Origin of the sequence: Spongiibacter taiwanensis, from assembly GCF_023702635.1 — a bacterium.
In the GTDB taxonomy this organism is placed as follows: domain Bacteria; phylum Pseudomonadota; class Gammaproteobacteria; order Pseudomonadales; family Spongiibacteraceae; genus Spongiibacter; species Spongiibacter taiwanensis.
This window is the reverse complement of the sequence record NZ_CP098455.1, coordinates 3267594-3292700: the sequence shown is the minus strand read 5'-3', so window position 1 is coordinate 3292700 and position 25107 is coordinate 3267594. Positions and strand designations below refer to the sequence as shown.

The following is a 25107-nucleotide window of genomic DNA, read 5'->3' as shown; positions in this document are numbered from 1 at the left end:
TCACTTCCTGATCAAACATTGATCAAAAATCAATAAATCCAGCGCTCATTGGCCAACGGTGACTGATTAAGTAACGTACGCCGTTCCCGCCAATCAGGTAAAAAGCGATCCATGTGCGCTTTAAAACGGTCGTTGTGCCTGCGCTCCAGAAGATGAACCAGCTCGTGTACTAAAATGAATTCCAAGCACTCGGGAGGCTTTTTGGCGAGTTCCAGATTCAGCCAGATCCGCTTCGCATCAGCGTTACAGCTGCCCCACTTGGTCTTCATTTTTTTTACGCCCCAGCACACGTCTGCAACTCCGATATGTTGCTGCCAGGCAGCCATTAGCTCCGCAATTCGAGCTTTAAGAGCGTCGCGATAAAACTCGCTTAATACCAAGCCCTTTTTGTCTAGGGACGTTCCGGGATTGACGTACAGATGGATCTTCCCGCCCCCCACACTGAGCTCATGACGACCCTTGCGCTCCACCAAATTCAGGCGGTAGCGCCTACCCCAAAGGTAGTGACATTCACCGCTGACCATCTCCCGATCAGATTGCCGAGGCTGCCTGGCGAAGTCACTTTGCTGTTTTCTAATCCAGGGAATGCGACTGATCACCGCCATACGGATCGCGGTATCCGTCATCGACGCGGGAGCAGAAATTCGCACCCGGCCATCGGGCGGCAGCACACTGATATGCAGATTCTTGATGGCCTTGCGATTGAGCTGCATGGCGATTGATCCAATCTGAATCATCGCCATCAGTGGTACTCTTTCTGGGCTCGGGCCAGCTCCATCACGCTTCCCACATCCACTTCATAGCCGACGGTTTCCTCCCGCACGGCATTGGCAATCTCCCGCTCCTTAAAGCGGTCGCCAACCCATTCTGCCTTCTTGGTGTATCGGATCGCCGTATCGATCTTCGTCGCCAACAGCTCGTCCTTGCCAAAATTATCGTAGAACGCTCGCTTGGCGCCGGTATCCATAGACGGAGGATATTCAGCCGATGACACGGAAGGCCGTATCACTTTCCTGGAAAGCTCCCGAATTCGCTCCAGGTATTCCTGATACTCAATGGCCTTTTGGCGGCGAAGCAGGATCAGCTCATCTAACAATACCGACATTTGCTCGTAGTATTTCGGGTTAACCGGGTTCTCGTCGACAATGGTTTTGCGCACATTGTTTTCTATGGTTTCGGCCATGGCCTCAGGGTTATTGCGAATGTTGTCAGGCAGCGCATCGCCCAAATCGCCCTTGTCCACAATCAATTCGATCAGGCCCAGCTCTTCAAAATCCATCAGTACTTCGCTGTCGTCGGCACGAATATACATATCAAGCAGATGCCGCATGGCAGGTTCGTAGCGCTTCATATCCAGTAAATCGCCGCTGGCCAGCTTGACCTCATCCCGCACCTTTTCATAGTGCGCGACTTCCGCCCGCACCTTTTCAATGTCCGCACCCGAATAACCGGCATCGGGCATTTCGTTGGCGATATTGGCAAAGGCCCGCAGCAACTTGGCCACATTCTGGTAAAGCGTCAGTCGAAGAGCTTCTTTTTCGGTGATTTCGTCCTGATTGACGCCAGACTCACCACAAAAATAATGGATAAAATCCTCGGTGGCGCGGGGCGCCTTCACCGGTTCGCACAGCGCCCGCACCATCTCCAAGGCATTATCCAAATCCAACGAGGCCTGCTCCAGCCGGTTCTTGAGCAAGCCCGCTACATCGTCCTTGTCATAGCCCTCAAAAGCGCCCTGGGTGTAATCAGAAATCGCCTTATCCAGCGAACGGAACAGATCTTTGTAGTCGATAATGTAGCCGTATTCCTTGTCATCACCATCCAGGCGATTAACACGGCAAATGGCCTGAAACAGATTGTGATCGGCCATCTGTTTATCGATATAAAGATAAGTCGCGGAGGGGGCGTCAAATCCCGTGAGCAGTTTGTCTACCACAATCAGCAGGCGCATTTGGCCGGGCTCATCGATAAAGCGTTTTTTGACCTCCTTTTCGAACTCCTCCACCCGGCCTGCAGCCTGATCTTCCGGCTGTTCAAAATGCTCCGCCAGCATCTTGCGGTAGGTGTCGTACTTGAACAGCTTTTCGGTCAGCCCCTCGCCAGCTTCTTCGCCCTTGATGGTGGATGCGGCAGGCTGAAAGCTGGTAACAATGGCCAATTTGCCCGCCAAGTCGGTCTGACTGAACATGTCGTAGGCCTTGCAGGCTTGATAGACACTAGAGCAAACCAGCATGGCGTTGCCATGGCCATCCATCAGCCGGGGCCTAGTATCCATATCCAGCAGGATGTCATTGACGATTTGCTGCAAGCGCGACTTACTGGACAGCACCTTCTGCATGGTGCCCCATTTCTGCTTGAGCTGGGTTTTGGCGAGCCGGGACAGACCACGGGTTTTGGCCTCAAACCATTCGTCCACCTTCTTCTGAGAGGTGATATTCTGATCGATGTCCCGGGCCTCGTAGCGCAGATCCAACACCACGCCATCGGCCACCGCCTCATCAAACTTATAGGTGTGGATATAAGGCCCAAATACCTCCACGGATTTTTTCTTGTCTTTTTTCATCAACGGCGTGCCGGTAAAACCGATGAACATTGCCTCGGGCAAAATCGCCTTCATCGCGTCATGTAATTTGCCTGACTGGGTGCGATGACACTCGTCCACAAACACAAACAATAGGCCCTTGGCCTTAAAATCCTTGGGGAGGGACTGCTTCAATTCAGCGATAAATTCGTCGGTGGCGGCATCACTTTCCGCATCCGACTGCCGACCAAATTTATGCACCAGGGAACACACCAACCAGGGATCAGGCTGATTTAGGGTCGCCACCAAATCCGCGCCGCTCTTGGTGCGGTAAATGGCCTCATCAACCCCGGTAAACACTTTTTCAATCTGCTCATCCAGCTCGGTGCGGTCGGTAACCACCAATACCCGGCTGCCACCGACATTCTCCCGTATCCACTTGGCCAACCAGACCATGGTCAGGCTTTTACCCGAACCCTGGGTATGCCAGATAATGCCGCCTTCCCGTTTGGCAATATGGCGCTTGGCTGCTTCTACACCAAAAAACTGGTTGTGCCGACAGGTCTTTTTCACCCCGGCGTCATAGACGATAAAGTCGTGGATAATTTGCAGAAATCGCGGTTTGCTACAGAGGCATTTCAGATGGCCATCCAGCTTATGCTCAAGATCAACAGCAGATGGCTCCTTCCACTCGAGGTAGTATTTTTCCGGGGTTTCAATGGTGCCGTAGCGCAGGCCCTGAGTATCGTTACCCGCCATCACCAGTTGTATGGTGGTAAAAAAATTGCGAATGAAATCCTTTTTTTGATTATCCAGGTTTTGGCGAATCCCCTCGGAAACCGACACCGACGAGCGCTTTAGTTCCAACACGCCCAAGGCAATGCCGTTTACATAGAAAACAATATCCGGGCGTTTCTTGTTTTCGCCCTTGATGGAGACTTCTTCGGCGAAGGCAAAATCATTCTCTTCAGGGTGTTGCCAGTCAATCAACCATACGGTCTGATTTAACTCGCCCGCACCTACCTTGTCTTTCACGCCATAGCGCAGCAGCCCGTAAACATCCTTGTTGGCGTAGTAGAGTTTCTTCCCTTCACCCAGAGCGGCGGCACCATCCAGCTGGCGCAGAGCGCGGCTGATCAGCGCCTCGCTAACACCACGATTTCGCAGCCAGGCAGTAAGAATGGCAACATCAATATTGCGGTTGTCGGGTCGATCCTGCCAATTGCCGAGATAGCGGTAGCCAAGCTCCTTCTGCAGGAATTGCACTACCCGATCCTGCGTCACCCGTTCGCGCTGCCCGACCTGTGTCATTCAAACTCCCTCTACACCAACGTCCTGTTACCGGCCGAGCAATCACAGCGGCACAGCCTTCAAACGATCAATCGCAATCTGCAGGCTCTTGTCATCAAACAGATTCAGCTTACGCTCCGCCCACTGTTTGCCCGCTGGCCAGCGGGCCATGCCTTCTTTGATCGACCCCAGCGCCAACTCACAATTGTCCTTCACCACTAACCAATCCACCGTGGACAGTAATTCCATCCCGAAGGGCGATTCAAATCCATCGATAAGCTGACTGGTTTGTTCAAGCGTGGGCAGGTAAGCCTTGGCCTCAGTCGCCAAATAGGCTTCCACAAAGTCTTTCTTATTATCGTTAAAGGCGATCACATCCAGCGGCTGACTGTCGGGTATCCGTTTGTCGGCCTTCAGGTAGCTGCCATCCAGGGCATTCAGCAAATGGGTAAGATTATTGGCATAGGGCCCGTAATAATTGGCTTCAAAATCCAGCTTCAGCTGATTATCCAGCCCTTTGGCATCAATCACCCGCTGCAGGAACCAGGCGAGTTTTTGAATCTCAAGCAGGCTGCACTCCATGCCCAATATCCAATAGCGGCGCACCAGCTCGGCCACCAGAGCCCGAGCAGGAGTTAAGGTGTTTACACCGGATTTTTTGCTGACATTCTGATATTTGGCGGTAGGCTCAAACACCAAGATATTCACGCCCTCCAGATCGCCCAAAGCTCGCTCAACCAGAGGCTTGACCTCCTGCCAATTCAGGCCGCCGTTACCCGCGCCCAAGGGCGGAATGGCAATGGACTGCAGGCGGTTTTCCTCAATAAAGCGGCGCAAGTCCTCCAGGCCACTTTCAATCCATTCCATTTTGGACTTGGCCTTCCAGTGCTGCTTGGTGGGGAAATTCACCACCCACTTGGGACCCATCAGCTCACCGGTTTTGGTGACAAACATACGCCCGGTTTGCACCTCTCCCGCCTTACAGGCCTGGGCATATTCCTGCATATTCTGAGGAAAGCGCTCTTTAAACATCAGTGCAATACCCTTGCCCATCACCCCGACGGTATTGACGGTATTCACCAAGGCTTCCACCTCGGCATCCAGCAAATTGCCTTGTAGGTATGTGATCATCAGAAGTACCACCCTGAGCGTGCGTAAACCGGCATGCGTATCTGGCGGGCTTGCAGCCAGTTATCCAGTTGAGCCTGAGTCTTGGCAGTGTAACAAATCATCCCTTCCAGAGCAGCGACCGGGCAGTGCTGGTGAATCAGGGCCTCGGCCTGATAGCGCTCAAACTTGGCCGGGTCATCCGGGTCTCGCTTGAAGTCCCGGGCCTGGATAATGGGCCAGTCGATTTTGTCCAGATCCGCCAGATCGGTATAAAAGTTCGACCAGGCGTAATAGGCATGGCCGTCGCTGAATACAAAGGGCAGGCCCAGGTTCTGCACCTTGTACAGACTCGATACCAAAATGACAATTTCGTCATTGCGTCGCCGGTGGACGCCTGCACGACCGCTGTGGATATTCTTCATCATTGGCGAAAAGGGGGTGAAGTAAAACGGCACATAGTCATTCAGATAACCGCCCGGGCCTGCAGGTACTGCATGGGTAGCACGTTTATCGGTCAACTCCGGGTTACCAATCGGGACCCAACCCGGGGATTGCACGGTGCTGTTGCCGCTATGCAACCCGTTATCCAGAATCCAGGGGATATTGTCCCGGTGGACAATTCGCCAGATCAGGGCCTTTTGTGGGTTAAGGGTCGCGCTGTAGTCGTAGGCCATCAGGTATCACTCAAAGTCGAATAAAGCCCGGGCTTCATCAATGGCTTTGCCAATATTGGCGTCAGAAAAAATGTCACGCTTCAACTTCGCTTTCCATTCTTTATCCGCCGCCAATACAGCCTTAACATTCAGGGTATTGATCGCTTTACCTTCGCTCTGCAACTCCACCATTGCCATATCAACCGTTGCCAACAGCTCCAGTTCCTCATTTTTCTTGTAACGCACCTTCTCCAACCATTGCAGCACCTCCGGGCCATACCACGTATCAAAATAGCCCTCTGCGTCAACCACGCTATCGGCAGCCACAAAGCCGGTAAATTGCGCTGATTTCGCCTCCCGAATGTAGCCATTCTGGAGGGCAATTTTTTCGGGGCCAGCATATTTTGTCCGTGGATTGTATGGGCCTGCCGCCTTTTTCAAATAACCTTCTGTCTGCCTTTCTACATGACGGTGCATTAAATAAGCCAGCTTGGTATAGCGCATTCTACCCAGCGGAAACTGTGTGCTGCCGAACTTGTTGGTCAGTACAGAGATAACGACAGCCTCATTAAACGCCCAGTTATGCTTGGGCTTTACGTCGTCGCGTACACTTTGTGATTCGCTTTCAGGGAGCGTAGATATAGGCAGCCTGATTTTGCCGGTCAGCAGCTCCTGCATCATGCCTTGCTTGATTTGCCGGGTTTTGGTGAGGCGCTGCTCCAGCGCTTGGATATCGTCGTCCATGTCGGAGAGGATAGTGGCTATGGCGGCTTGCTCCTCCTTCGAAGGGAAAACTACTTTGGTTGATTCCATTTTTTCTTTAGTGACATGCAACATTGTTCCACCGCTAGAAGAGCCGCGTTTCAATTTTTCTGTCATGTCATCAAGCAAATAGAATAAGTAGCTTTGGCTATAACCTCTTTCACAGGAAATCTTCCAAATATGATAGTGATAAATTGCCTTTTTTCCTCGCCAAATTACAGGACCAAAGGTCGCAGACCACATGAATAACAAATCACCGTAGTTGCAATACTGCTTCTCCGGCAGCGGCAAATTTGAATAATAATATTCCTCGCCACGGCCAGTCAGGTTTTGCAACCTAATAACTGGTATTCCACTATTTTCCCACTCATGTAAGGAATAAGCTCTGCCGTTTAAAAATGAACTGGCGTTACCTAGTGTTGCAACTTCCCAATCTTCAGGAATCTCCCCCAACTCACTTTGCTTATAACCCTTTGACGAACCATCAGCGCGCAAGGCAAATTGGGGCAGACGGGTCCGGCCGGTGAGCAGTTGTTGCATGGTGGCGGTTTTGATGGACTGCTTTTTGGCGATCAGTTTTTCCAGCTCGCTGATTAAGGCATCCACATCGGATAGGGCGTTGGCGATGGCGGTTTGTTCTTGAATTATCGGCAACGGGATTGGGTAACTTTTTAGCGCGGGCAGTTCAACACCAGTCTGTCCGGAGCTTCGCTGAGAAAGCATATCCATCAGTTCGAAAAGCTTTTCTGATTTTAGGACGTAAAATAGATATTCCCTAGTTACATTACTTTTAGGAGTGGCCTTAATCAGCGCAACATTATATGCCCCTTCAATTCCGCGAAGAATTTGAAAGATCGGCGGGCCATATCTCCCAATCATAATATCGGTTGCAGAGCATTTTTTGCGAGCTAGAACCTCAGGAATATAGGTTTCGTATTCAGACGTTTTGTAGTCTCTTATCTGAATTAGTCTGATATAGCCGGATCTCTGCCTAGATATAAACGTGCTGCGTGGTGGCTGCGAGCCTCCAGAGAACTGAGCAATATCGTCAATTGTCAATTGAATCCAATCTTCGGGTATAGTACCAATTTCAGTTTGCTTATACCCAACCGGCACTGGATTCCCGCTTTCGCGGGAATGACGATCCTTTAAATAGGCTGGACTGACCTCAGCCACATGATCCCCGCTCATCACACCCACTCCAAGCCCATGGCTTTTAAGTGGCCAGCCACCTTTTCACTTAGGGCCTCCACCGACTGACTGATCTTCGGCAAAGGTTCTGCGTAGCGCTCCTCCAGCTCCTTCACTCGATTAGCCATCCGCTGGGTCACTCGCTCAATCTCGGCGATAATATTGGCCTGCAAGGTAGCCTGCCATTTATCGGCAACGATCAGGTTTTGAATCTCGGTTTCTGTGAGTTGTGGGTAGTGTTTAAACACCGCCAGATCCAATGCGTCTTGAGCAGCCTTCAACACCTTTTTGGCTTCTGCTTCTGCATCAAATAGCCTTCTGACCTTTTTCAGCGCGGCCTTTTCCTCGGCATCAATGGACAGCTTCAATCTAGCAGTCACGGTAGCTTTGGTGACTTTGTCTTTATCATTCAGGGCATCATTTAACAGCCCTTCGTCGCCAGCCGTATTTTCTTCAATAAAGCTTTCCAGCGCTTGGCTGGCGCTATCGAGCTCAGTCTGCAGGCGGTCGATTTCGGCCTGTTCACTGGTAAAGTAGCGGGCAATAATAAGATTAGGCGGAATCAGCTCGGCTTTGTATTTGCCTTTGTTAATGACCAGATCCGGCGTTTCTTTCAGCTTCTCGCCCTTTTTAGCAACCAGCTCCCGCAGCATTTTTCCTGCGGCCCAACCGTCCTGCGTCAGCACATAGACATCGTCCTGCATCTGCTCAGCCCAGTAATCCATCAGAATCTGGTAGATATCGTATTTACTGAGCAGGGGAACCTGACTGTAGCTCTCCAGTAGGTCTTCACTGATGCGATGGATAATGGCCTTGGGGTTGGTGTCCATGGCTGGACGGTATGCCGGATCGCCAGAAGACAGCGATCCGGCACTCCCAAATGGAATGGCTTTTACATCAACCCGCTGACACCAGGCCTCAAAAGGCTTGAGGCTGTCAGCGGCAAAGCGTTTGAATTCAGGGTGACTCAAAATGCGGCTTTTCACATCGCTGGCCTTGACCAGCGCCTGGCTATAACCTTTACGATCTGCTGCAAACAGCGTGGCGCGAATACTGGGGAAGACCTGCCAGTAATGCTCCAGAGCGTCAATGTCCCGGTTCGGAATGCCGCCCTGCAGGTGGGCACTAAGGTCGTGCAGGTCTTCGGGCTCGCTGGAATCGATATAGCGGGGAATATTCAGGTTGTAGTCATTCCCGGCTACCTCGGCCAATGGCACCACGCGGCTGTAGCGGGGCAACTCCAGTTGCTTGGTAAACACATCAACAATTTTGTGAATATCCTGACTGCGCAACCGGTTTTTGTTGCCGTCTTTCATAAAGCCTTTGCTGGCATCGATCATAAAGATGCCTTTGCGATGGGCGGCGTTTTCTTTGTCGATCACAATTATGCAGGCGGGAATGCCGGTGCCATAAAACAGATTGGCAGGCAGTCCGATAATACCCTTGATATAGCCCTGTTTGATCAGGTTCTCCCGAATGCGGGCTTCGGCATTACCACGGAACAACACCCCGTGGGGCAAAATCACTGCGCCCTTGCCGGTGCTTTTCAGGCTTTTGAGAATATGCAGTAAAAAGGTGTAGTCGCCGTTTTTCTCCGGCGGAATGCCCCAGGTAAAGCGATTAAACTCGTCCTCGGCCGGGTTGATGCCGCTGGTCCAGTTTTTATTGGAGAACGGCGGGTTGGCCACGGCAAAGTCAAAGGTTTTAAGCTGGCCATTGCCGTCCTTCCACTGGGGCTCGGAGATGGTGTTGCCCTTCCAGATTTTGGCGGTGGCAGTGTTGTGTAGAATCATATTCATCCGCGCCAGGGCGCTGGTGGCGTTATCCATCTCCTGCCCGAAGATAGACAGCCCGCGCGGTGCTTCATCGCTGGCTTTCAGCAGCAGCGAGCCCGAGCCACAGGTAGGGTCGTATACCGTTGCATCCTGCGGAGTATCGGCGCAAATCCCGATCACTTTTGCCAGAATGCGTGACACTTCAGAAGGCGTATAAAACTGGCCCTTGGACTTGCCCGACTCCGTGGCAAAGTGGCGCATCAGGTATTCGTAGGCATCCCCCAGTAAGTCGTCGCCATCGGCGCGGTTGGCGGACAGATCCAGGCCCTCGAAAATACCGATCAGCTTTTGCAGCCGGTCGACCATTTCCTTGCCCTTACCGAGCTTGTCCTCATCGTTAAAGTCGGCAACATCGATCACGCCTTTAAGGTCGTTCTCCTCCGCCAGAGCCCCGATGATTTTATTGACCTTGTCGCCGATCTCCTTGTCGCCCTTGAGGGCCACCATATCGTCAAAACTGGCGCCCTTGGGCACCACAATCATGCCGTAAGGGTCGCCTTTGTATTTATCGGACACATACTTCATAAACAACAGGGTCAGCACATAGTCTTTGTACTGACTGGCATCCATGCCGCGCGCAGCTCGTCACAGCTCGCCCACAGCGAGGAATAAAGCTCGGTTTTCTTAATGGCCATACAGGCTTCCGTTACATTCTGGTGTTGAAGATGAGCGTCTACAGCAGAGTGGTGTCGAGCCCTGCCGCTTTTAAACGCTGAGTGAGATTACGCATTTTGCTGAATTCCGTGCCAAAGCTGGGTTTTAAACCTACGCCTTCGCAAAACTCTTTGGAGGTGACCGTTTTCAAGGCATCGGCGTATTTCAGCATTTGCAAATGCATTTCCACGGTGTATTGATTCCGCGGCGCCGCCGCTAGCACCTGTTTGATACTCTGGTAGATGTCGTTTTCAGTCATTTTGGTCCAGGCACGCTATCTTTTTATATAATTTTGCTAAATTAGCTTACTTGCCTGTGAATGGCAACATGGTCAAATTATGCTTTCAAAACCCAGCCACATTACGCTGTCAGGAACAAGACTATCAAACTCGCGTGCGCCGCTTGCGCAGTCATACTTCCCACACCTGTTGCACAGCATCCGCGCTCTCCATGCCCTCAATCATTAACTCGAGCGATATTGCCATTGTCTTTTGGTTCAAAAAACGACGCAAATGATGCCGACGCTCAAAACAGCGCGGGACGATCCAATCCCCAATAATTTACGCCGCTGTGAAAACCACCGAGAACAAAAGCGCGTACATTAATCAAAACTCGGAGTGGTCCTATGGCGTCTAACGCAGAAAAATATCACGTGCCCCCCTCTAAGATTTCAGAGGAAGCCCTGGCCGTCAGAAACGCGCTTATCTCGGCCGGTTTGGAGACGCCGCTCATTGAAAACCACCTTAGCCATCAGCAAAAGTACGACCAAATCAAAGAAAACTTCGCTGGGATCATGACGGCACTCGGCCTCGATCTGAGCGACGACAGCCTGTGCGAAACGCCCCACAGAATCGCGAAAATGTACCTCGACGAAATTTTTGGCGGGCTGGATTACGAGCAGTTTCCCAAAATCACCAGCATTGAAAACAAAATGCAGCTTGATGAGATGGTCATGATTAAAGACATCAGCCTGACCAGTACCTGTGAGCACCATTTCGTCACTATTGATGGCGTCGCGCGAGTTGCTTACATTCCCGAGGATCGCATTATCGGGCTGAGCAAAATTAATCGCCTGGTGCACTTCTTTGCTCAACGGCCGCAAGTGCAAGAGCGCCTCGCCCGCCAGATTCTGGTCGCATTGCAGACGCTGCTCAACACAGAGAACGTTGCCTTGAGTATTAATGCGACGCACTACTGCGTGAAAGCCAGAGGCGTGAAGGACGCGAATTCAAACACCCAAACCACCGCCCTCGGCGGGGTTTTCAAGTCAGATATTCGCACTCGTACTGAATTCTTTTCCTAGCACCATTGCGAGCAACATCCGCGCACTGCGTTGATTGCTAACCCTTCGACCGTAGTACAACCGGGCGTAACGTTGACGGCACCAGATAAGAATTGCGACAGACTTTATTACGACGGTACCTGCCCGCTATGCCGTCGGGAAATCGCTGTGCTGGAAAAAGCCAAAGGCGCGCAACTGACGCTTGTCGACCTGCACAAGGCAGACAACCTTCCTCCTGGGCTATCCTTACCGGACATGCTCAAATCCTTACATCTGATCAAGCCAAATGGCGACGTTGTAAAAGGCCTTGAAGCCAACATCATCGCATGGGAGCACACAAGGCTCCGTCTGCTAGTGGGTATTCTGCGATGGCCTGTCATCTCCACTGTCGCCCATTGGGTTTACAATAGATGGGCCATTCGAAGATATGAACAGCGGTACCACCAACGCAGCGCAAATCAATAGCAACATCGAATCGGTGAGTACGCCATGACTTTCCCCATAGCGATATTCACCTTTTGCCTTCAGGCTGACATCGCAGGCGCCTATTCACTATGACTAACGAATCGCCATTTAAAGCGGCCGACCTACTTCGCGCCTTTCAATGGATTTTTGACAATGGCAAAGCCGTGGACGGCATCGACGGCAGGACCTTCGGACCACTCAGCGCCTCTATGGGCTTCGACGGCTACACCATCACATTGGAGAACGCCCACGCTGCCGTCACGGTTAATTTTCATAACACGCTCGTTTTTTCTACCGAAGACAAAGCCGCCCTGAAATCTCTACAGCAGGACCTCGCCGCAATAAAGGATGAGCTATCGTCGCGTTGATCATCTTGCGGCGGAAAATTCCGGTGTTCACCGGCTCTTATACTGCGTGGGACAATAGCCTCGACTCACGTCGGGGCTGCGCAATTTCAGATGCTTGGTTTTGCGCCCAGTAACGCGCTGTCGCCACAGCCGAAAGGCACTGCCCTTCATGTGACGGCGCATGAACGTAATCGTCTCCGCCTCCGACATACCAAAATTATGTTCGATGGCTTCAAATGGCGTTCGGTCTTCCCAGGCCATCTCAATAAGCCGCGACACATCCTCTGATGATTTACGCATCTGTCACCCTAGCGTCTAGTCGTCGTTACTGCCGACTCCTACGTACGCGCTCAGGAACTGGACGTGAGAAGCACAACCGCTGCAGCGCTGATCGAAAAAGGTGAACTCGCCGTACCGGTTCTAGTTTTTTTGCTGGAGAGAAACGCCATGCTCGCACGCATTGTTGCCTACTTCGCCAATTTACTCCGGCCCAAGCGGAGTGCCATCCGAGGACCAGTGCCTGACGAAAAGAACCCGTCGCGAAACTGCTATCGCTGGGCTGACGAAGACCAGGAGTTTTAGCCAAACCCTCTGATAACCGATGCCACGCAACAAGCGCCTTAAATCACTGGGCTTTCTCCATCTCGTCGCGCCACCATCTCGTCGCGCCACCTTCTCGCCCCACCACCTCGCACTACCGCCGCACTCGAAATTAAGATAAAGCCCGCCGATAGGCGCTAACTCCCGGTACCACGCTCACGATCCAGGCACTGACCAAAATCCCGCCCATCTGCACCGCCAGCTGCGGCGTCAGTAGATGGCTGTCGATAAACAGGCTGTAACGCTCGGCCAAGAAATTGCCAGCAACTGCAATACCCAGTGCGAGCAGCAAATTCGCCACCACGATACTACCCAGCGTGATCAGCAAAGCCTCTGCCTGAATCAGCGCAAATATAAACCGAGGCGGTGCGCCGATGGCCCGCATCACGGCAATCTCGCCCTGTCGTTCTTTTATCGACGCCAGCAGCATTGCAGCCAAGCCCAACAGCGACGCCAGCAATACCAGCGCAGCAATCAGCCGCAGGGTGTTTTCCATGGCTGCCATCATCTGCCAAAGCTGGGTCAGGGTCACCCCGGGCAAAATGGCCTGCAGGGGCTCATCGGGGTAGGTATTGATAGCTCGCTGTAAACGGAAGATCGCCAGCTTGGACTTAAGGCCCACCATAAACGCCGTGATGGTTTCGGGAGTCAGGTCTTTCTCACTGGGCCCGACACGGGCCGCACCCGGCACGTTAACCCCGTTTTGCCAGCCCAAGTGGATGGCCTCTATGGCTTCTAAACTGACATGCAAGGTCTGGTCTACCGGCGTGCCGGTCGCCTGCAAAACACCGACAACCTGAAAAGGTTTGTCCTTGTGCAGGCTGAAGCTGGTGCTGCCCAGACCATGCGCTAGCACCAACTTATCGCCCAGTTCATAGCCCAGTGATTTAGCCACCTCACTCCCTAGCACCACATCATAAAGCTGGGCAAAAGGTGTGCCCCTCGCCAGGGCAAGCGGCCGGTTTTGGCCGAAGCGAAAATGAGTGAAGTAATCCGCTGTTGTGCCCATCACCCGAAAGCCTTTATGGGAGTCGCCAAGGGCGATGGGGATCGTCCAGGCCACATTGGGATTAGCTGCGAAGTCTTGGTAGCTCTGCCAACTGATATTGTTGGTGGCATTACCCAGGCGAAACACCGAGTACAGCAATAAATTAATATCGCCAGTGCGGGCACCCACGATCAGATCAATTCCAGAAACCGTATTACTGAAACTACTCTTGGACTGATGGCGAATCTGCTCGACACCGAGCAGCACGAACACGCTGACGGTGATGGCAAGAAAGGTCAGCAGGACCGAACCCATGCGACTGCGCAGACTGGCCAGGGCCAGACGTACAAACATCAGCGCCCCCTCCCGAGCTGGTTGATGGTGTCCAGCGCTTCTACTCGACCAAAGCCATTTGCCAAGCTCATGTCATGACTGACAAAAATCACCGCCGTGTTGTGCCGGTCCAACTGCTCGTGCAGCAGCGCCATAAACGCACCACGGTTTTTGCCATCGAGGGCGGATGTGGGCTCATCGACAATCAGTAATTCCGGCTGATTAATCATGGCCCGGGCAATGGCAACTCGCTGCTGTTGGCCGATGCTTAACTCCGCCGCGGCTCGATATTGAAAGCGATCATCCAGACCCAAAGCCTTCAACAAGGCCGCCGCGTCAGACGCGATGGCACTGCCGCCGCGCCGGGTACGGCCAAAGTGCGCGGCAAGGCGGATGTTGTCGAGGGCATTCAAATACGGGATCAGATTGAATTGCTGAAAAACAAAGCCGAGATGGCGAGCCCGCCACCGATCGCGCTGGCTGCTGCGCAAGGATTCCAGCGGTTGGCCCAGCATCGCAATACTGCCGGCATTGGGAACCAACAGCCCCGCCAGCAGCTTGAGTAAAGTGGATTTGCCCGTACCGGAGGGGCCGTGGAGAAAGACGCGCTCCCCCGTGTCCAAAGACCAGCGCGGAATATCCAGCACCGCTTGTGTCGTCTTGGGATAGCAAAAGCGCAGGTCTTGAATGCGAAGCAGCAAAACCGGATCTCCTGTTGCTGTATCAAAATGGGATATAACGTATCATAAATGACTCAACACGCCATCGCCCAGCAGACGAATGGAAGCGATGGTTTGGTGGCCCGGCAGCCCAACGCAGGCCCAGCCATTGTCAATCTAGAGGAGACCCCCTTGGCCTTCATTGATTCCCGCCATTTCGCTGCTATTGCGCTGTTTTTCTTACTGGCAGCGCTGGGAAATGTGGCCCGTGGCGAAGACAACTACCAGACCATCGAGTGGACGGAGCTCATGCCCAAAGACGACCTGGAAGCGTTTTTGAACCCGCCCGACACTTACAACGAAATTGAAGATGGCTCTGAGGCAGACGAAATTGCCAGCCAGATCAAGGCTGCACTAGACGCCCCGGGGGACAGCCGCTACGAACAGGCGCTGGTGTCAACGCGAGTCGTCCCTGAGTTTGATGGCAAGGCGATTCGAATGCCGGGCTTTATCGTGCCGCTAGAATTTGGTGCCAATCAGCAGCAGGTCACTAAATTTTTCCTGGTTCCGTATTTCGGTGCCTGCATTCATGTGCCACCGCCGCCGCCCAACCAGATTGTTTACGCAGAGTATGCCAAGGGCTTCAAGCTGGAGTCGCTATACCAGCCCTATTGGCTGTCCGGCACACTGCGCACCACACTGATTGAAAATGATATGGCCACCGCCGCCTACGCGATTAAGGTTGATCGCCTAGAGCCCTATACAGAAGAGTAAACCCTGCACAGAAGCGTGAGCTTTACACCGATGATTCAGCCCTGCTCCACCGCGGGTGCCTTGTGAACAACACAATCAAACAGTGCGCTTTCCATATCGGTTAGCGCGCTCTGCTCTAGTGCAATACACTCGATGCGGCTGTCCAGGCAGTCGTCCAACTCATATTCGGTCACCACGCCATCGGCTTTGTTAAAAGCCTTTATGCCATCTTCGGTGATAAACAGCCCTTTGATCCGTTCAGCATCTACCTCAACGAGCAGGTTATAGAGCCTGCGCGCATCAAACACCCAGTCCGGTGAAAACACCCAGCCGCGACTAACAAAGCCTTCCCCCTGATTATCAATGCAGACAAAGCCGGCTTCTGGAATGGCGACCGGCGGAAGATCTTCCACACTATTTTGCTGATCACCGTGTTCGCCGTGGTGATGATGGTGGCTATCACGTTGATGTTCACTTGCCGGTGCGGCGAGCCACTCCAGCGCTAGCTCCCCGTGGCTCACCTGAAACACCGATTTACTATTGAGCCCCAGTTGCTGCTCGCCAAAACGCAATTCCAGAAAATCCAGTAAGGCGGGGAAGTCATCCGTCTGATACTGGTCGGCCTTGTTGGCCACAATCACATCGGCAATCGCCAGTTGCTGATTAAAGGTTGCATGCTCGGTGTAACGCGGCGAGGCCACCTTACGGGCATCTACCAGAGTAATCGTGGCGCGCAAATCCAGCACCGTTCGGTAGTGCTCGGCAGACAGCACCGCCAGCACCTCTTGCGGATGCCCTAAACCGGTTGGCTCGATCAACAGACGATGGGGCCGGGCGTGGGTCAGCAGCCGGTTCAAAGCGATCTGCATCGGCAGACCCGCCGCACAGCACATACAGCCGCCAGGCACCTCTCGGATAAATACCCCAGCGGCTTCGCTCTCGCTGCCCCTGATCAGATTGCCATCAATACCGACTTCACCAAATTCGTTGACCAGAATGGCCCAGCGTTCGTTGTCGGGCTTTTGTTTGAGCAGGTGCAGAATGGCGGTTGACTTACCCACCCCCAAGAACCCGGTAATCACATTGGTGGGAATGGCGCTGAGCTTGTCCATGCTGTTCTATAACTCCTGAAAGGGTGAGGGTGATATCCCGACATTGGAGCACAGTCCATCGCAGCCTTGCTCAACCGATCACAACATCGGAATGGAAATTCAGGCGCATCTGATATTTCGCGATTCGAATCGCTTCAACGGCATGTCGGAGGATAAGTAGAGTGCTACTGGTGGTGACAGTCGCAGCGCCGCTGGTTGCACAAACGGTGATTACGCCAGTGACTGAGCGATAGAAAAGCAGCGCCCATTAAGGTGGCGACCGTTTCACCTATTTCGCCCAGCTGGTCGTGGCCGATAAAAGCACCGGCTACCAACAAAAGTAAGCCGAACGCACCCAATACGGCAACCCCTCGCTCACGATGTTGACGACAGCCAAGCGTGAGTGCCAGCGCGCTGGTTGGCAGTACCGCCAACAGCATCCACTGATGGAAATGCGCATCATCCATATTGGTGGCGGCCAATGCAGGTAACACGATAATGGCCACCGGCAGTAGCAGGCAGTGCACGGCGCAAAAGAGCGAAAGGCCAATAGCCGCTTTATCAAGCTGAGTCGATGAGGGTGTCACGTTATCTCCTGAAATGCCGCCCTCAGGCGGCTTGGTGAGCGCAGTCCTGGCAGAGGCAGTGCAGCTCCAGTTGGGGGCTTTTGAGAACATAACCAGAGTCTTCGACGTTGCGCCGAAGCGTATTAATCAGGGTTTTCTTGATGCCAATTTCCTTTACATTGCCGCACTCGTCGCAAATCAAAAATTGCGGCACCTCATGGGCGTGATCGCAGCTGATGTGGGAACAGGCCACATATTTATTGGCCAGGTGCAGCTTGTGCACCAGGTTTTCGCTGGCCAGAAAATCAAGAATCCGATACACCGTAGTGGGCGGCAGGGATTCGCCAAATTCCTTTTGCATATAATCAATCAGTTCGTAGGCCGATTGCGCCTTTTCGGATTGCAGAAGCCCGGTGAGGATGCGCTTGCGCTTTACCGTGAGCCGGGCGCCCGTGGCGGCGCAGCTGGCTTCAGCGTTCTCAAGAATCTGGTTGATTTTATTCATTGCGGTTTCATCCCTAATAACTACCTGAAACGAACGTGACGGTGGTTATTATCCAGTGTTGCCGCGCCCTGTCGACTGCCTGCTATCCACTGCACTTGCAATGACGCGACCCCCGGGAAAAGTGCCGGAATATCGGTGACAAATGAAAGGAGCTTATCGGGCTGCTCACAACGGTATCGATAGCCAGCCTGAATATCGCTGTGCTTGGCCTGCGCGTGGCCAACCTCAGGATCGTGCTCGTGCTCGTCATGTTCAGAGGCATCCGCGCCAACACCACCAAAATCAACCGCATGTTCAAGCAGCTGACAGCGCCCGCTTTCAAGCTGAAACAGCCTTTCAGCATCGGCCAACAGGCCGCGCACACGAACCAGCTCCGCCTTTTGCTCCGGGTTTTGGGCACGCTGCTCAAAGCCCAATAAATTCATGGCCGGGGAATGCAACTCAATATTGAGCTGCTCCCCTTCCAGCGCAATCAGCAGCTCCGCGACACCGTGCACATGGGCTTCATGGGAATGCCCCTGGTGATGCCCCTCGCCGGCGTCGGCTTGAGCCAGCCCAGAGACCATGCCCAGTAATGATCCCAGAAACAGCAGCAATATCGGCCAACCATCGCGTCGCAGAATCATCATGCCTCTCTCCCGAATATTTGCATTGAAACGCCTAGCATGCACTTATTCAGCCACTACTTGCTTTAGAAGGTGCCGCGCAAACCTACGCTGATGCCGCGACCTGGCAGCGGCGCTTGATTCTTCAGGAAGGAGGAATGCACCCGCGCCTCTTCATCCGTCAGGTTGCTGCCTTTGAGATAAACGGTGAGGTCACTAGCATTCACGCTGAAGGTGTAGGCCAATTCTGCATCCACCAGGGTGTAACCCTCCGTTTCGGTTTCCAGATCGGCGTTGCTGTTTTGATCAAAGTAATGCACCACACCAATCTCAGCCTGCCAGCCCATTTGTTCAAATCGCAGCTCACCACCTATCCGCGCCGGCGGAATGCGAGGCAGGTTGCCGCCATCATCCAGTTTGCCGCGAATGCTGTCGCCCCAGAGGGTCAGGGTGAAAGGGTCAGCAAACTGCCAGGCCATTTGCGCCTCGATGCCGTAAAGGGTGGCATCGGCCTGTTCAAAAACGTACACCGGTAGCACGCCATGTTCGTGCTCATGCTCCTCGTGGTCGTGGCCTTCTTCCTCTTCGTGCTCGTGACCTTCAATGTCCTCGTTGGTGTAGCCGGTATTACGCTCGTAGTAGAAGTTGTCCACCTTGTTGTAGAACAGATTCACCACCCAGCCGACATTGCCAGCGTGTTTGCGCAAACTGATGTCGATATTGTTGGAGACTTCCTCTTCAACATCATTGCCATCGTGAAAATGGGGATGCTCGCCATCGTGCAGCCAGAACAGGGCACCCACTTCAAAGCTGTTGGTACCGATATGGGCACCATAGGAAAACAGCTCTGAGGCACTGGGTGCGCGCTGGGCATGGGTCAGCGACACACCGAGGTTGTAGTCCTCGGCAAAATCCCACACCACGCCGGCCGACAGGCTGTAAGGATCAAAGTCCAGATCATCAAAGTACAGCAAGTCATCTTCATCGTGGCCAAAGGCGATGGGGTCCGCCTCCAGGCTGACTTTTTCAACCCGCGCACCAAGCTGCCACAGGAAATCGCCCACATGTTTTTCCTGCATCACGGCAATGGCGTAACTATCAGTTTTGTTCGGCGGCGTGAAGGCCTCCTCACCGGTGGCCTCAAATTCTGACGTTTTCGCTTCGAGCGACAAGGCACCCCGCCAACCGGCAAATTCCTGCAGAATCAGGTCAACCCGGGCCTGCAGAGTCTCATTACCGAACACAGTCCCAACTGCGCCTGCTTCGATTTCAGCGTGTTGGTAATCGGTGTAGCCGATGCGGGTGTTCACGCCGCTGAGCCAGGCGGTGTCCAACGCCAACTCACTAATTAGCTGGAGACGATTCTGCTCAAAGTCAGAAACCACACCGACCTCTTCGTGCGCTTCGCCCTCATGCTCACCCTCATCTTCTCCAGCATGGCCGTGACCGGGAATGCCATTAACCCGCTCCAGGCGACCGTAGGACAGCCCCACATAGCCATTGTCTAGCAACAGGCTACCGCCGATGTTGAAGCCTTTACTTTCCGAGGCACTGCTTTCCAACACGCCACTGCGATGTTCTTCATGCCCTTCTTCCTCGTGTTCTTCTTCGGTTTCCAGCACGGCAATACCGGGGATGTCGTAGTCGCCACCATCGCGCCAAAAACCATCAACGTGAATAGCAACGTGATCATTACCACCGGTGTAGGCCATGGAGGCCTCGTCTTCGTCCGCCACGGTGTTGTGTCCCAGCGAGAAGGCGCCCTTTGCTTCACTGGAGGATGGCACCCGGTCGTCCACCACATTCACCACCCCACCAATGGCACCAGAGCCGTAGAACAGGGTGGCCGGGCCGCGCAGAATCTCGATCTGCTCAGCGGTGCTCGCCTCGGTGGCCACTACGTGGTCCGGCCCGACCCGGGAAGCATCACTTACATCCAGGCCGTTTTGGGTGATCAACACCCGGGGACCGTTCAAGCCGCGAATAATCGGGCTGCTGGACACGGGCCCAAAATAACTGGAATGCACACCCACTTCGTTCTTGAGGGTTTCGCCCAGGGTGGCCGCCTGCTTGCGGCGCAGATCATCCCCTGAAACAACCGTCACGGGCTGGGCAGATTCCATAATAGAGGCATGAATGGGCAAGGCCGTAACGTCAACCTGCTCGATCACCGAACGCTTCAAAGCGACCTGCAGACCATCAAGCTTGCCGCTCTCCAGATGTAGGGTTTTATGGCTATAGCCCGAGGCATTGATGTGTAGCTCCTCTACCACCGCATCGCCGGTATCCAGGCTGAATTGCCCGGCAGCATTGGTGCGGGTTTGCAGGGCGCTGCCCACCACTTCAATTTCGACATTGCTGATCGGCTGCCCCTTGGCATCGGTGACGGTACCCGACAAGGCATGCGCCATACCGGATGCCGCCAGACCGGCCAGCGTGGCTAAGGTGATAAGGGCAAGTGCGCCCGGTGTGTGTTTCATTCTGTACTCCTGCTTGCGTAAGCGGTGTTAGTTAAAATCAAGGGTAAGTAGCAGCCGTTTGTCACCGGGCGCAACAGCGGGAGACCGGTGGACCAGCCCCGCCCCTTCGTTGCCTTCCCACATTTCCCCTTTGAGCAGGGCGACGTCCCCCGCTGCCAAGGATTGAATACTGGCAATCTCTGGGAACAGGCCACTGTCCTCATCACTAAGGCCCTGGCTTCCCGCGCCAAGCTTGCTGCGGTCAATGCAGTGATGAGGAAGCCACTCGCTGCCGCCCCCCGCATAGGTGGCGATCAAACGGCAGGGCACCCTGTCGACATGAAATCGGGGACACATACTGCTGGTAAGCGGCGTCAGGCGCAGCCCAATGGCCTTAAGTTCAAAAAGCGTGGTGAACATCTCTGCTAATAACTGGATGTCATTTTTAAGATGAGGAAAACGCGCCAGCGATGGCAATGCCTCACCCAACTCACCGAGTTTGCTGGTGGGCAGGGCCACCCTCTCCCCCGTAAAGCGCGGATCCGTCAGCAGCGCCTCGCCGTTTTTCTTGACCGACGCAGACAGCGACCGCCGCCAGACCGCTAAATTAACCTGGACATCGTAAATGTCTGCCAGCCCCTCAGCGGCGTGACTAAACACAGCATGACGGCTCGCAGGCACTCTCTCACACAAGGGAATCGGCACACCGTCAGCCGACTTTGTTTCACTGCGCTTAAGCATCGCGCTGCACACCGTTCTGTCCGCCTGGTCGATAATCCTTGTACTGAGGCCAACCGATTTTTCCGTCAAGCAAAGCAACGCCCAACCCCCTATGGAATGATATAACATATCATAATTATGTTTCTCGGTTGAAGCAACCGCCACAACCATTTGCTGCATTAAGAGAAGAGACCCTGCGGACTGATGCGCCAAGAGAGCAGGAATCTATTTTTTAAATTGACGTGCATGAAGAGAGGCAATCCGATCGGCATTTTGCCGACTTGCTTTTGCCAATACTGAAATTAGAATAGCGCCGCCGAATTGCCGGTTCACTCGAGGTGGCCTTTCGTGGTCACGACCCTGACACCTGTTTCCCTTTTACCTGTTCATGATCAGCCCACCCACCCCTGCCTGAAATGCGGGGCCTGTTGCGCTTATTTCCGGGCGTCTTTTTATTGGTCAGAGGCTGATGATGCCAGCCCTGGCGGTGTGCCCGTGGAGATGACCCAGCAGCTCACGCCTCACCTGCGGGTGATGGTGGGTACCAATCAGGCTAAGCCGCGCTGCACCGCCCTGGATGGCGTGATTGGTCAGCAGGTGCTATGCCGTATCCATCCGCAACGCTCAAGTACCTGCAGAGAATTTGCCGCCAGCTTCGAAGATGGCACGCACAATCCACGGTGTGATTCAGCGCGATCTGCCTATGGATTGCCGCCGCTAACATCGGCTGATTGGATTTCTGAGCCCGGCGATAACCAACCCGAGCCGCCCCAATGGCCACGGGTGGCATAGCCTTTTCAGCACAGGACGAGCAACTCACGGCTTAAACCGCCTTTTTGGTACCCTGGCCGCGCTACGATCTCCCAGAGTATGAGCACGCCAGGGAACAACTGCACCTGTTGCAAGACCTGGGCTGCGATCAGGGACAGGGCTACTTCTTTGCAAAACCCGCCTCACCCTATGACAGCGACGAAACCAACTTTCAGGTTGATAAAGCGCTGTTTCGCTCGCCCCCACAGCTAAAAAGCCAGTAGCACGCGCTACTGGCGTTCAGGAGAGGCTGCCACCGGTTACTTCGGTTGCATCCGCAAACCCGCATCCATACGAATACACTCACCGTTGATGTAATCGTTCTCCAGGATGGAGGTAACAATGTGTGCAATGTCTTCGGCCTTGCCGAGACGCTGGGGAAACAGGGGCGTGCGGCTCAAGGATTCATAGACTGGCGCGGGCAACGATTCAAACATCGGCGTGTCAATCAAGCCCGGCGCAATGGTATTTACCCGAATACCGAAGGTCGCCAGGTCCCGAGCCACCGGCAAGGTCATACCCACGATACCGCCCTTGCTGGCGCTGTAAGCCGCTTGCCCTACCTGGCCTTCAAAGGCCGCTACCGAGGCAGTATTCACAATGCAGCCACGACAGCCATCGGCAGTTACCGGTTCATTTTTAATCATCTGCTCAGCGCACAGCCGCAACACATTGAAGGTGCCGGTCAGGTTAACAGCCAGGGTTTTGTTCCACAGGGCCAAGGGAAAGGGACCGTCCTTGCCAACGGTCTTGCTACCGGTGGCTATACCGGCGCAGTTAATGCAGAAATGAATAGCGCCGAAACGCGCCATCACATTGGCCACACCGGCACTGACAGACTCTTCGCTGGTGACATCCACCTTTACAAAGATCACCCCGTCACCGAGTTCGGCGGCGACGCGCTCACCCACCTCGGCATTAACATCAAAAATGGCGCCCTGGGCACCCATGCCCACCAAGCGACGGAGAATGGCCAACCCCATTCCAGATGCGCCGCCGGTAACGACCGCGACTTTATTGTTGATATCCATAGTTTGCTGACCTCATTGCTGACCCAAAAAGTGATCGGCGGCTCGTGCGTTGCGCCGCGATGACAAACGGTAAAGTGTCGCCGAGCCAACACCTCGCCACCATGATGATCAAGGCATTACTATTTGACATTTTGTTATAACACTATGGGCAAGAAGGGGCAGATCGCTCTAGCTGGCGCGGCCTAAGGCCGAACGCTATAGGCGTGTTCAGTGGCCGCCCCGACGCAGAATATCTGCGGCCGTTGAATCCAGCAGCCACATATCCCGCTGGCCAAGCTCGTCCAGCGCCACCCAAGCGGCATCATGATAGTCCGTCAGCGCGGGATTGCCCTCTGCCTCCACCAGAAAGAAGGTCTCCTTCATCGGCACAAAGGCTTCATCGGCGGCAAAAACCACGTCACCAACCTGCTTCACCGCCATTCCCAGACGGCTTCTCACCACTCTTGCCACCGCATCGATCAACGGTTCATCACCTTCAACATGGCCACTGGGAAACTCCCATTTTCCCGGCCCTTTACGGCCGGCAAGCTGACAAATCAGGGCGCGGTTGTCAGCCAGAATAAGGGCCGCCACGCGGTGGGAGGGAGAGGATTTCTTTGTCATGGCCAGTCTGCTAATCGGTTGCTCGGAGTCGGGCAAAGTGTATCGAAAGGCGAATGGCCCAAGCAAAATTTTACACCGCCCAATGCCGCATTGGCGCTCGGCACCAAGGTGCACAACTCAACGCCCGGCAGGATCAAGCACAAACAACAGCGCGCCAATAAAAAAGGGCGCCGAAGCGCCCGAAAAACCCCAAGTGGGAGGTAAAATTATTGCGCGTCCTGCACAAGCCGGTGATACCTCAGGCTTTGCTAGCTAACAGAAACCGTCGCAGTACCGTGCTGAAACGGTCCGCGCTGTCCTCACCTTGTAATACATCCCGCTCATCCTGACGAATAGGATTAGTCTCGGATTCGATATGAGTACGCAACAACCCGAGATGCTCGAGGCTGGCAAGATACTGCAGAAGCACAGGTTCAGACTGACAAATGCCCGTGGCACACAAACGCTCATACAGGACTGGCTTGCGGACTAACCGGGAGCAAAGTTTGATCATGTCGTGGGTCAGTTTGAGTTGGCTCGGCTTCGGCCAACGCACCAGTGAAATCACCGACTTTTGATAGGCATTGCGCGCGCCTTGCCCCTCAGCTGGCACACCATTCGCCGGAGCAGCTGGATTCTCAGTTACCCCTTCTGTCGAGTCAGCGGGCTGCGCCAGGCCACTGCCGACACCGCCTTGAAAAAACAGCTTGAATCGCTCGCTGTCCCGGGCAAATGCAAGATCCACCCGGCCGCCAAGCAGGTGCTCCAGCTTTTGCATAAAAGCGTTGTGATTGTTTCCGCCCTGACCGATAAAGCGAATTGTCCAACCCTGAAACTGGGTCGAGCTTGCCTGCTGATCAAAAATAACCGATAGATCCTGGCAGCGGGGGTCGCGGCGAAATCGGTGGATCAACTTAGCCAGGGCAGTACTGTCGCCTTCAATAATCTGCAGCACATGCTGTTGGCATACCAGGCAAACGCCGGTGATATCGTGCTCCCGATTGAAAATGCGGGTGGAGTTGTACATATCAACCAGTTGCGCCGAGGTATTTCCCCGCTCGGACGGCTCCGATAGCGTGCTCAGGCAAGCAATTCTTTTCATAGGCGCAGATCTTTTGGGCGAAAGTGAATTTATTTATCAGAGAGCGCGCCATCAACGGCAGCGACAGCCAACAGAACTGGCTTACAACACGCGCGCTCGGTAATGACACCACCGACTTGTTATACGATGACTTCACTATCAATTTCGGAGGGTGGGAATTGTATTCGTAAATTTACTAACATTTACGATTAGT

Annotated in this window: 25 protein-coding genes; 6 read left to right on the top strand and 19 right to left on the bottom strand. The window is 53.8% G+C overall.

Going from position 1 to position 25107, the window contains the following annotated elements; all coding sequences use genetic code 11:
- Positions 1-29: 29 nt before the first annotated feature.
- From NCG89_RS14930 to NCG89_RS14900, 7 genes are all read right to left on the bottom strand, one after another.
- Positions 30-743: a M48 family metallopeptidase gene (locus tag NCG89_RS14930; RefSeq protein WP_251087361.1), complete on the bottom strand. Its 714-nt coding sequence runs from the start codon at positions 741-743 to the stop codon at positions 30-32.
- The gene (locus NCG89_RS14925) at positions 743-3832 is read right to left on the bottom strand and encodes a type I restriction endonuclease subunit R (protein WP_251087360.1); all 3090 of its coding nucleotides are present in this window, start codon (positions 3830-3832) and stop codon (positions 743-745) included. The genes NCG89_RS14930 and NCG89_RS14925 overlap by 1 nt, the downstream gene beginning before the upstream one ends.
- A 42-nt stretch (positions 3833-3874) precedes the next feature.
- Positions 3875-4942 (bottom strand): type II toxin-antitoxin system antitoxin DNA ADP-ribosyl glycohydrolase DarG, encoded by a 1068-nt coding sequence (gene darG / locus NCG89_RS14920; protein WP_251087359.1) that lies wholly within the window; start codon positions 4940-4942, stop codon positions 3875-3877.
- Complete coding sequence (gene darT, locus NCG89_RS14915) at positions 4942-5595, bottom strand: type II toxin-antitoxin system toxin DNA ADP-ribosyl transferase DarT (RefSeq protein WP_251087358.1); 654 nt, start codon at positions 5593-5595, stop codon at positions 4942-4944. The genes darG and darT overlap by 1 nt, the downstream gene beginning before the upstream one ends.
- Before the next feature lie 6 nt (positions 5596-5601).
- The gene (locus NCG89_RS14910; RefSeq protein ID WP_251087357.1) at positions 5602-7527 is read right to left on the bottom strand and encodes a restriction endonuclease subunit S; all 1926 of its coding nucleotides are present in this window, start codon (positions 7525-7527) and stop codon (positions 5602-5604) included.
- Positions 7527-9932 (bottom strand): type I restriction-modification system subunit M, encoded by a 2406-nt coding sequence (locus NCG89_RS14905; RefSeq protein ID WP_251087356.1) that lies wholly within the window; start codon positions 9930-9932, stop codon positions 7527-7529. The genes NCG89_RS14910 and NCG89_RS14905 overlap by 1 nt, the downstream gene beginning before the upstream one ends.
- A gap of 103 nt (positions 9933-10035) precedes the next feature.
- The gene (locus NCG89_RS14900) at positions 10036-10275 is read right to left on the bottom strand and encodes an HTH-like domain-containing protein (protein ID WP_251087355.1); all 240 of its coding nucleotides are present in this window, start codon (positions 10273-10275) and stop codon (positions 10036-10038) included.
- 366 nt (positions 10276-10641) lie between these two features.
- Between NCG89_RS14900 and folE the strand changes: the two genes are divergently transcribed.
- The 3 genes from folE to NCG89_RS14890 all read left to right on the top strand — a co-directional run bounded on the left by folE (position 10642) and on the right by NCG89_RS14890 (position 12131).
- Positions 10642-11319: a GTP cyclohydrolase I FolE gene (gene folE, locus NCG89_RS14895; RefSeq protein WP_251087354.1), complete on the top strand. Its 678-nt coding sequence runs from the start codon at positions 10642-10644 to the stop codon at positions 11317-11319.
- Between the two features lie 147 nt (positions 11320-11466).
- A complete protein-coding gene (locus tag NCG89_RS16940; protein WP_432757876.1) occupies positions 11467-11763 on the top strand; it encodes a thiol-disulfide oxidoreductase DCC family protein in 297 nt (98 codons plus the stop codon).
- Positions 11764-11852: 89 nt separating this feature from the next.
- Entirely contained in the window at positions 11853-12131 is a 279-nt protein-coding gene (locus NCG89_RS14890; protein ID WP_251087353.1) for a DUF3081 family protein, read from the top strand.
- A 27-nt stretch (positions 12132-12158) separates the two neighbouring features.
- On the opposite strand, the gene NCG89_RS14885 is transcribed toward NCG89_RS14890, so the two are convergent.
- The gene (locus NCG89_RS14885; protein ID WP_251087352.1) at positions 12159-12410 is read right to left on the bottom strand and encodes a TIGR03643 family protein; all 252 of its coding nucleotides are present in this window, start codon (positions 12408-12410) and stop codon (positions 12159-12161) included.
- 63 nt (positions 12411-12473) lie between these two features.
- On the opposite strand from NCG89_RS14885, the gene NCG89_RS14880 reads away from it, so the two are divergent.
- On the top strand, positions 12474-12692 hold the full coding sequence (locus NCG89_RS14880) for a hypothetical protein (protein WP_251087351.1): 219 nt from the start codon (positions 12474-12476) through the stop codon (positions 12690-12692).
- A 130-nt stretch (positions 12693-12822) separates the two neighbouring features.
- Here NCG89_RS14880 and NCG89_RS14875 read toward each other — a convergent pair whose 3' ends face one another.
- Both NCG89_RS14875 and NCG89_RS14870 read right to left on the bottom strand, forming a co-directional pair.
- Positions 12823-14052, bottom strand: a complete 1230-nt coding sequence (locus NCG89_RS14875) for an ABC transporter permease (protein WP_251087350.1) — start codon at positions 14050-14052, stop codon at positions 12823-12825.
- On the bottom strand, positions 14052-14732 hold the full coding sequence (locus NCG89_RS14870; RefSeq protein WP_251087349.1) for an ABC transporter ATP-binding protein: 681 nt from the start codon (positions 14730-14732) through the stop codon (positions 14052-14054). The genes NCG89_RS14875 and NCG89_RS14870 overlap by 1 nt, the downstream gene beginning before the upstream one ends.
- Before the next feature lie 48 nt (positions 14733-14780).
- Between NCG89_RS14870 and NCG89_RS14865 the strand changes: the two genes are divergently transcribed.
- Positions 14781-15464, top strand: coding sequence for a DUF3299 domain-containing protein (locus NCG89_RS14865; RefSeq protein WP_251087348.1), 684 nt, complete (start codon positions 14781-14783; stop codon positions 15462-15464).
- 35 nt (positions 15465-15499) lie between these two features.
- Here NCG89_RS14865 and NCG89_RS14860 read toward each other — a convergent pair whose 3' ends face one another.
- From NCG89_RS14860 to NCG89_RS14835, 6 genes are all read right to left on the bottom strand, one after another.
- Positions 15500-16555 carry a CobW family GTP-binding protein gene (locus NCG89_RS14860; protein ID WP_251087347.1) on the bottom strand — a complete coding sequence of 352 codons (1056 nt, stop codon included), beginning with the start codon at positions 16553-16555 and terminating at the stop codon, positions 15500-15502.
- 164 nt (positions 16556-16719) lie between these two features.
- Positions 16720-17121: a MerC domain-containing protein gene (locus NCG89_RS14855; RefSeq protein ID WP_251087346.1), complete on the bottom strand. Its 402-nt coding sequence runs from the start codon at positions 17119-17121 to the stop codon at positions 16720-16722.
- 22 nt (positions 17122-17143) lie between these two features.
- Positions 17144-17605: a Fur family transcriptional regulator gene (locus NCG89_RS14850; RefSeq protein WP_251087345.1), complete on the bottom strand. Its 462-nt coding sequence runs from the start codon at positions 17603-17605 to the stop codon at positions 17144-17146.
- Positions 17606-17625: 20 nt separating this feature from the next.
- A complete protein-coding gene (locus NCG89_RS14845) occupies positions 17626-18234 on the bottom strand; it encodes a DUF2796 domain-containing protein (protein ID WP_251087344.1) in 609 nt (202 codons plus the stop codon).
- 62 nt (positions 18235-18296) lie between these two features.
- Positions 18297-20690: a TonB-dependent receptor gene (locus NCG89_RS14840; RefSeq protein ID WP_251087343.1), complete on the bottom strand. Its 2394-nt coding sequence runs from the start codon at positions 20688-20690 to the stop codon at positions 18297-18299.
- A gap of 27 nt (positions 20691-20717) precedes the next feature.
- Positions 20718-21410, bottom strand: a complete 693-nt coding sequence (locus tag NCG89_RS14835; RefSeq protein ID WP_251087342.1) for a DUF1826 domain-containing protein — start codon at positions 21408-21410, stop codon at positions 20718-20720.
- Between the two features lie 327 nt (positions 21411-21737).
- On the opposite strand from NCG89_RS14835, the gene NCG89_RS14830 reads away from it, so the two are divergent.
- Positions 21738-22181, top strand: coding sequence for a YkgJ family cysteine cluster protein (locus NCG89_RS14830; RefSeq protein ID WP_251087341.1), 444 nt, complete (start codon positions 21738-21740; stop codon positions 22179-22181).
- A gap of 278 nt (positions 22182-22459) precedes the next feature.
- Here NCG89_RS14830 and NCG89_RS14825 read toward each other — a convergent pair whose 3' ends face one another.
- From NCG89_RS14825 to NCG89_RS14815, 3 genes are all read right to left on the bottom strand, one after another.
- Complete coding sequence (locus tag NCG89_RS14825) at positions 22460-23230, bottom strand: 3-hydroxyacyl-CoA dehydrogenase (RefSeq protein WP_251087340.1); 771 nt, start codon at positions 23228-23230, stop codon at positions 22460-22462.
- Positions 23231-23437: 207 nt separating this feature from the next.
- Positions 23438-23833: an NUDIX domain-containing protein gene (locus NCG89_RS14820; protein WP_251087339.1), complete on the bottom strand. Its 396-nt coding sequence runs from the start codon at positions 23831-23833 to the stop codon at positions 23438-23440.
- Between the two features lie 238 nt (positions 23834-24071).
- Entirely contained in the window at positions 24072-24914 is an 843-nt protein-coding gene (locus NCG89_RS14815) for a BLUF domain-containing protein (protein ID WP_251087338.1), read from the bottom strand.
- Between the last annotated feature and the right edge of the window lie 193 nt (positions 24915-25107).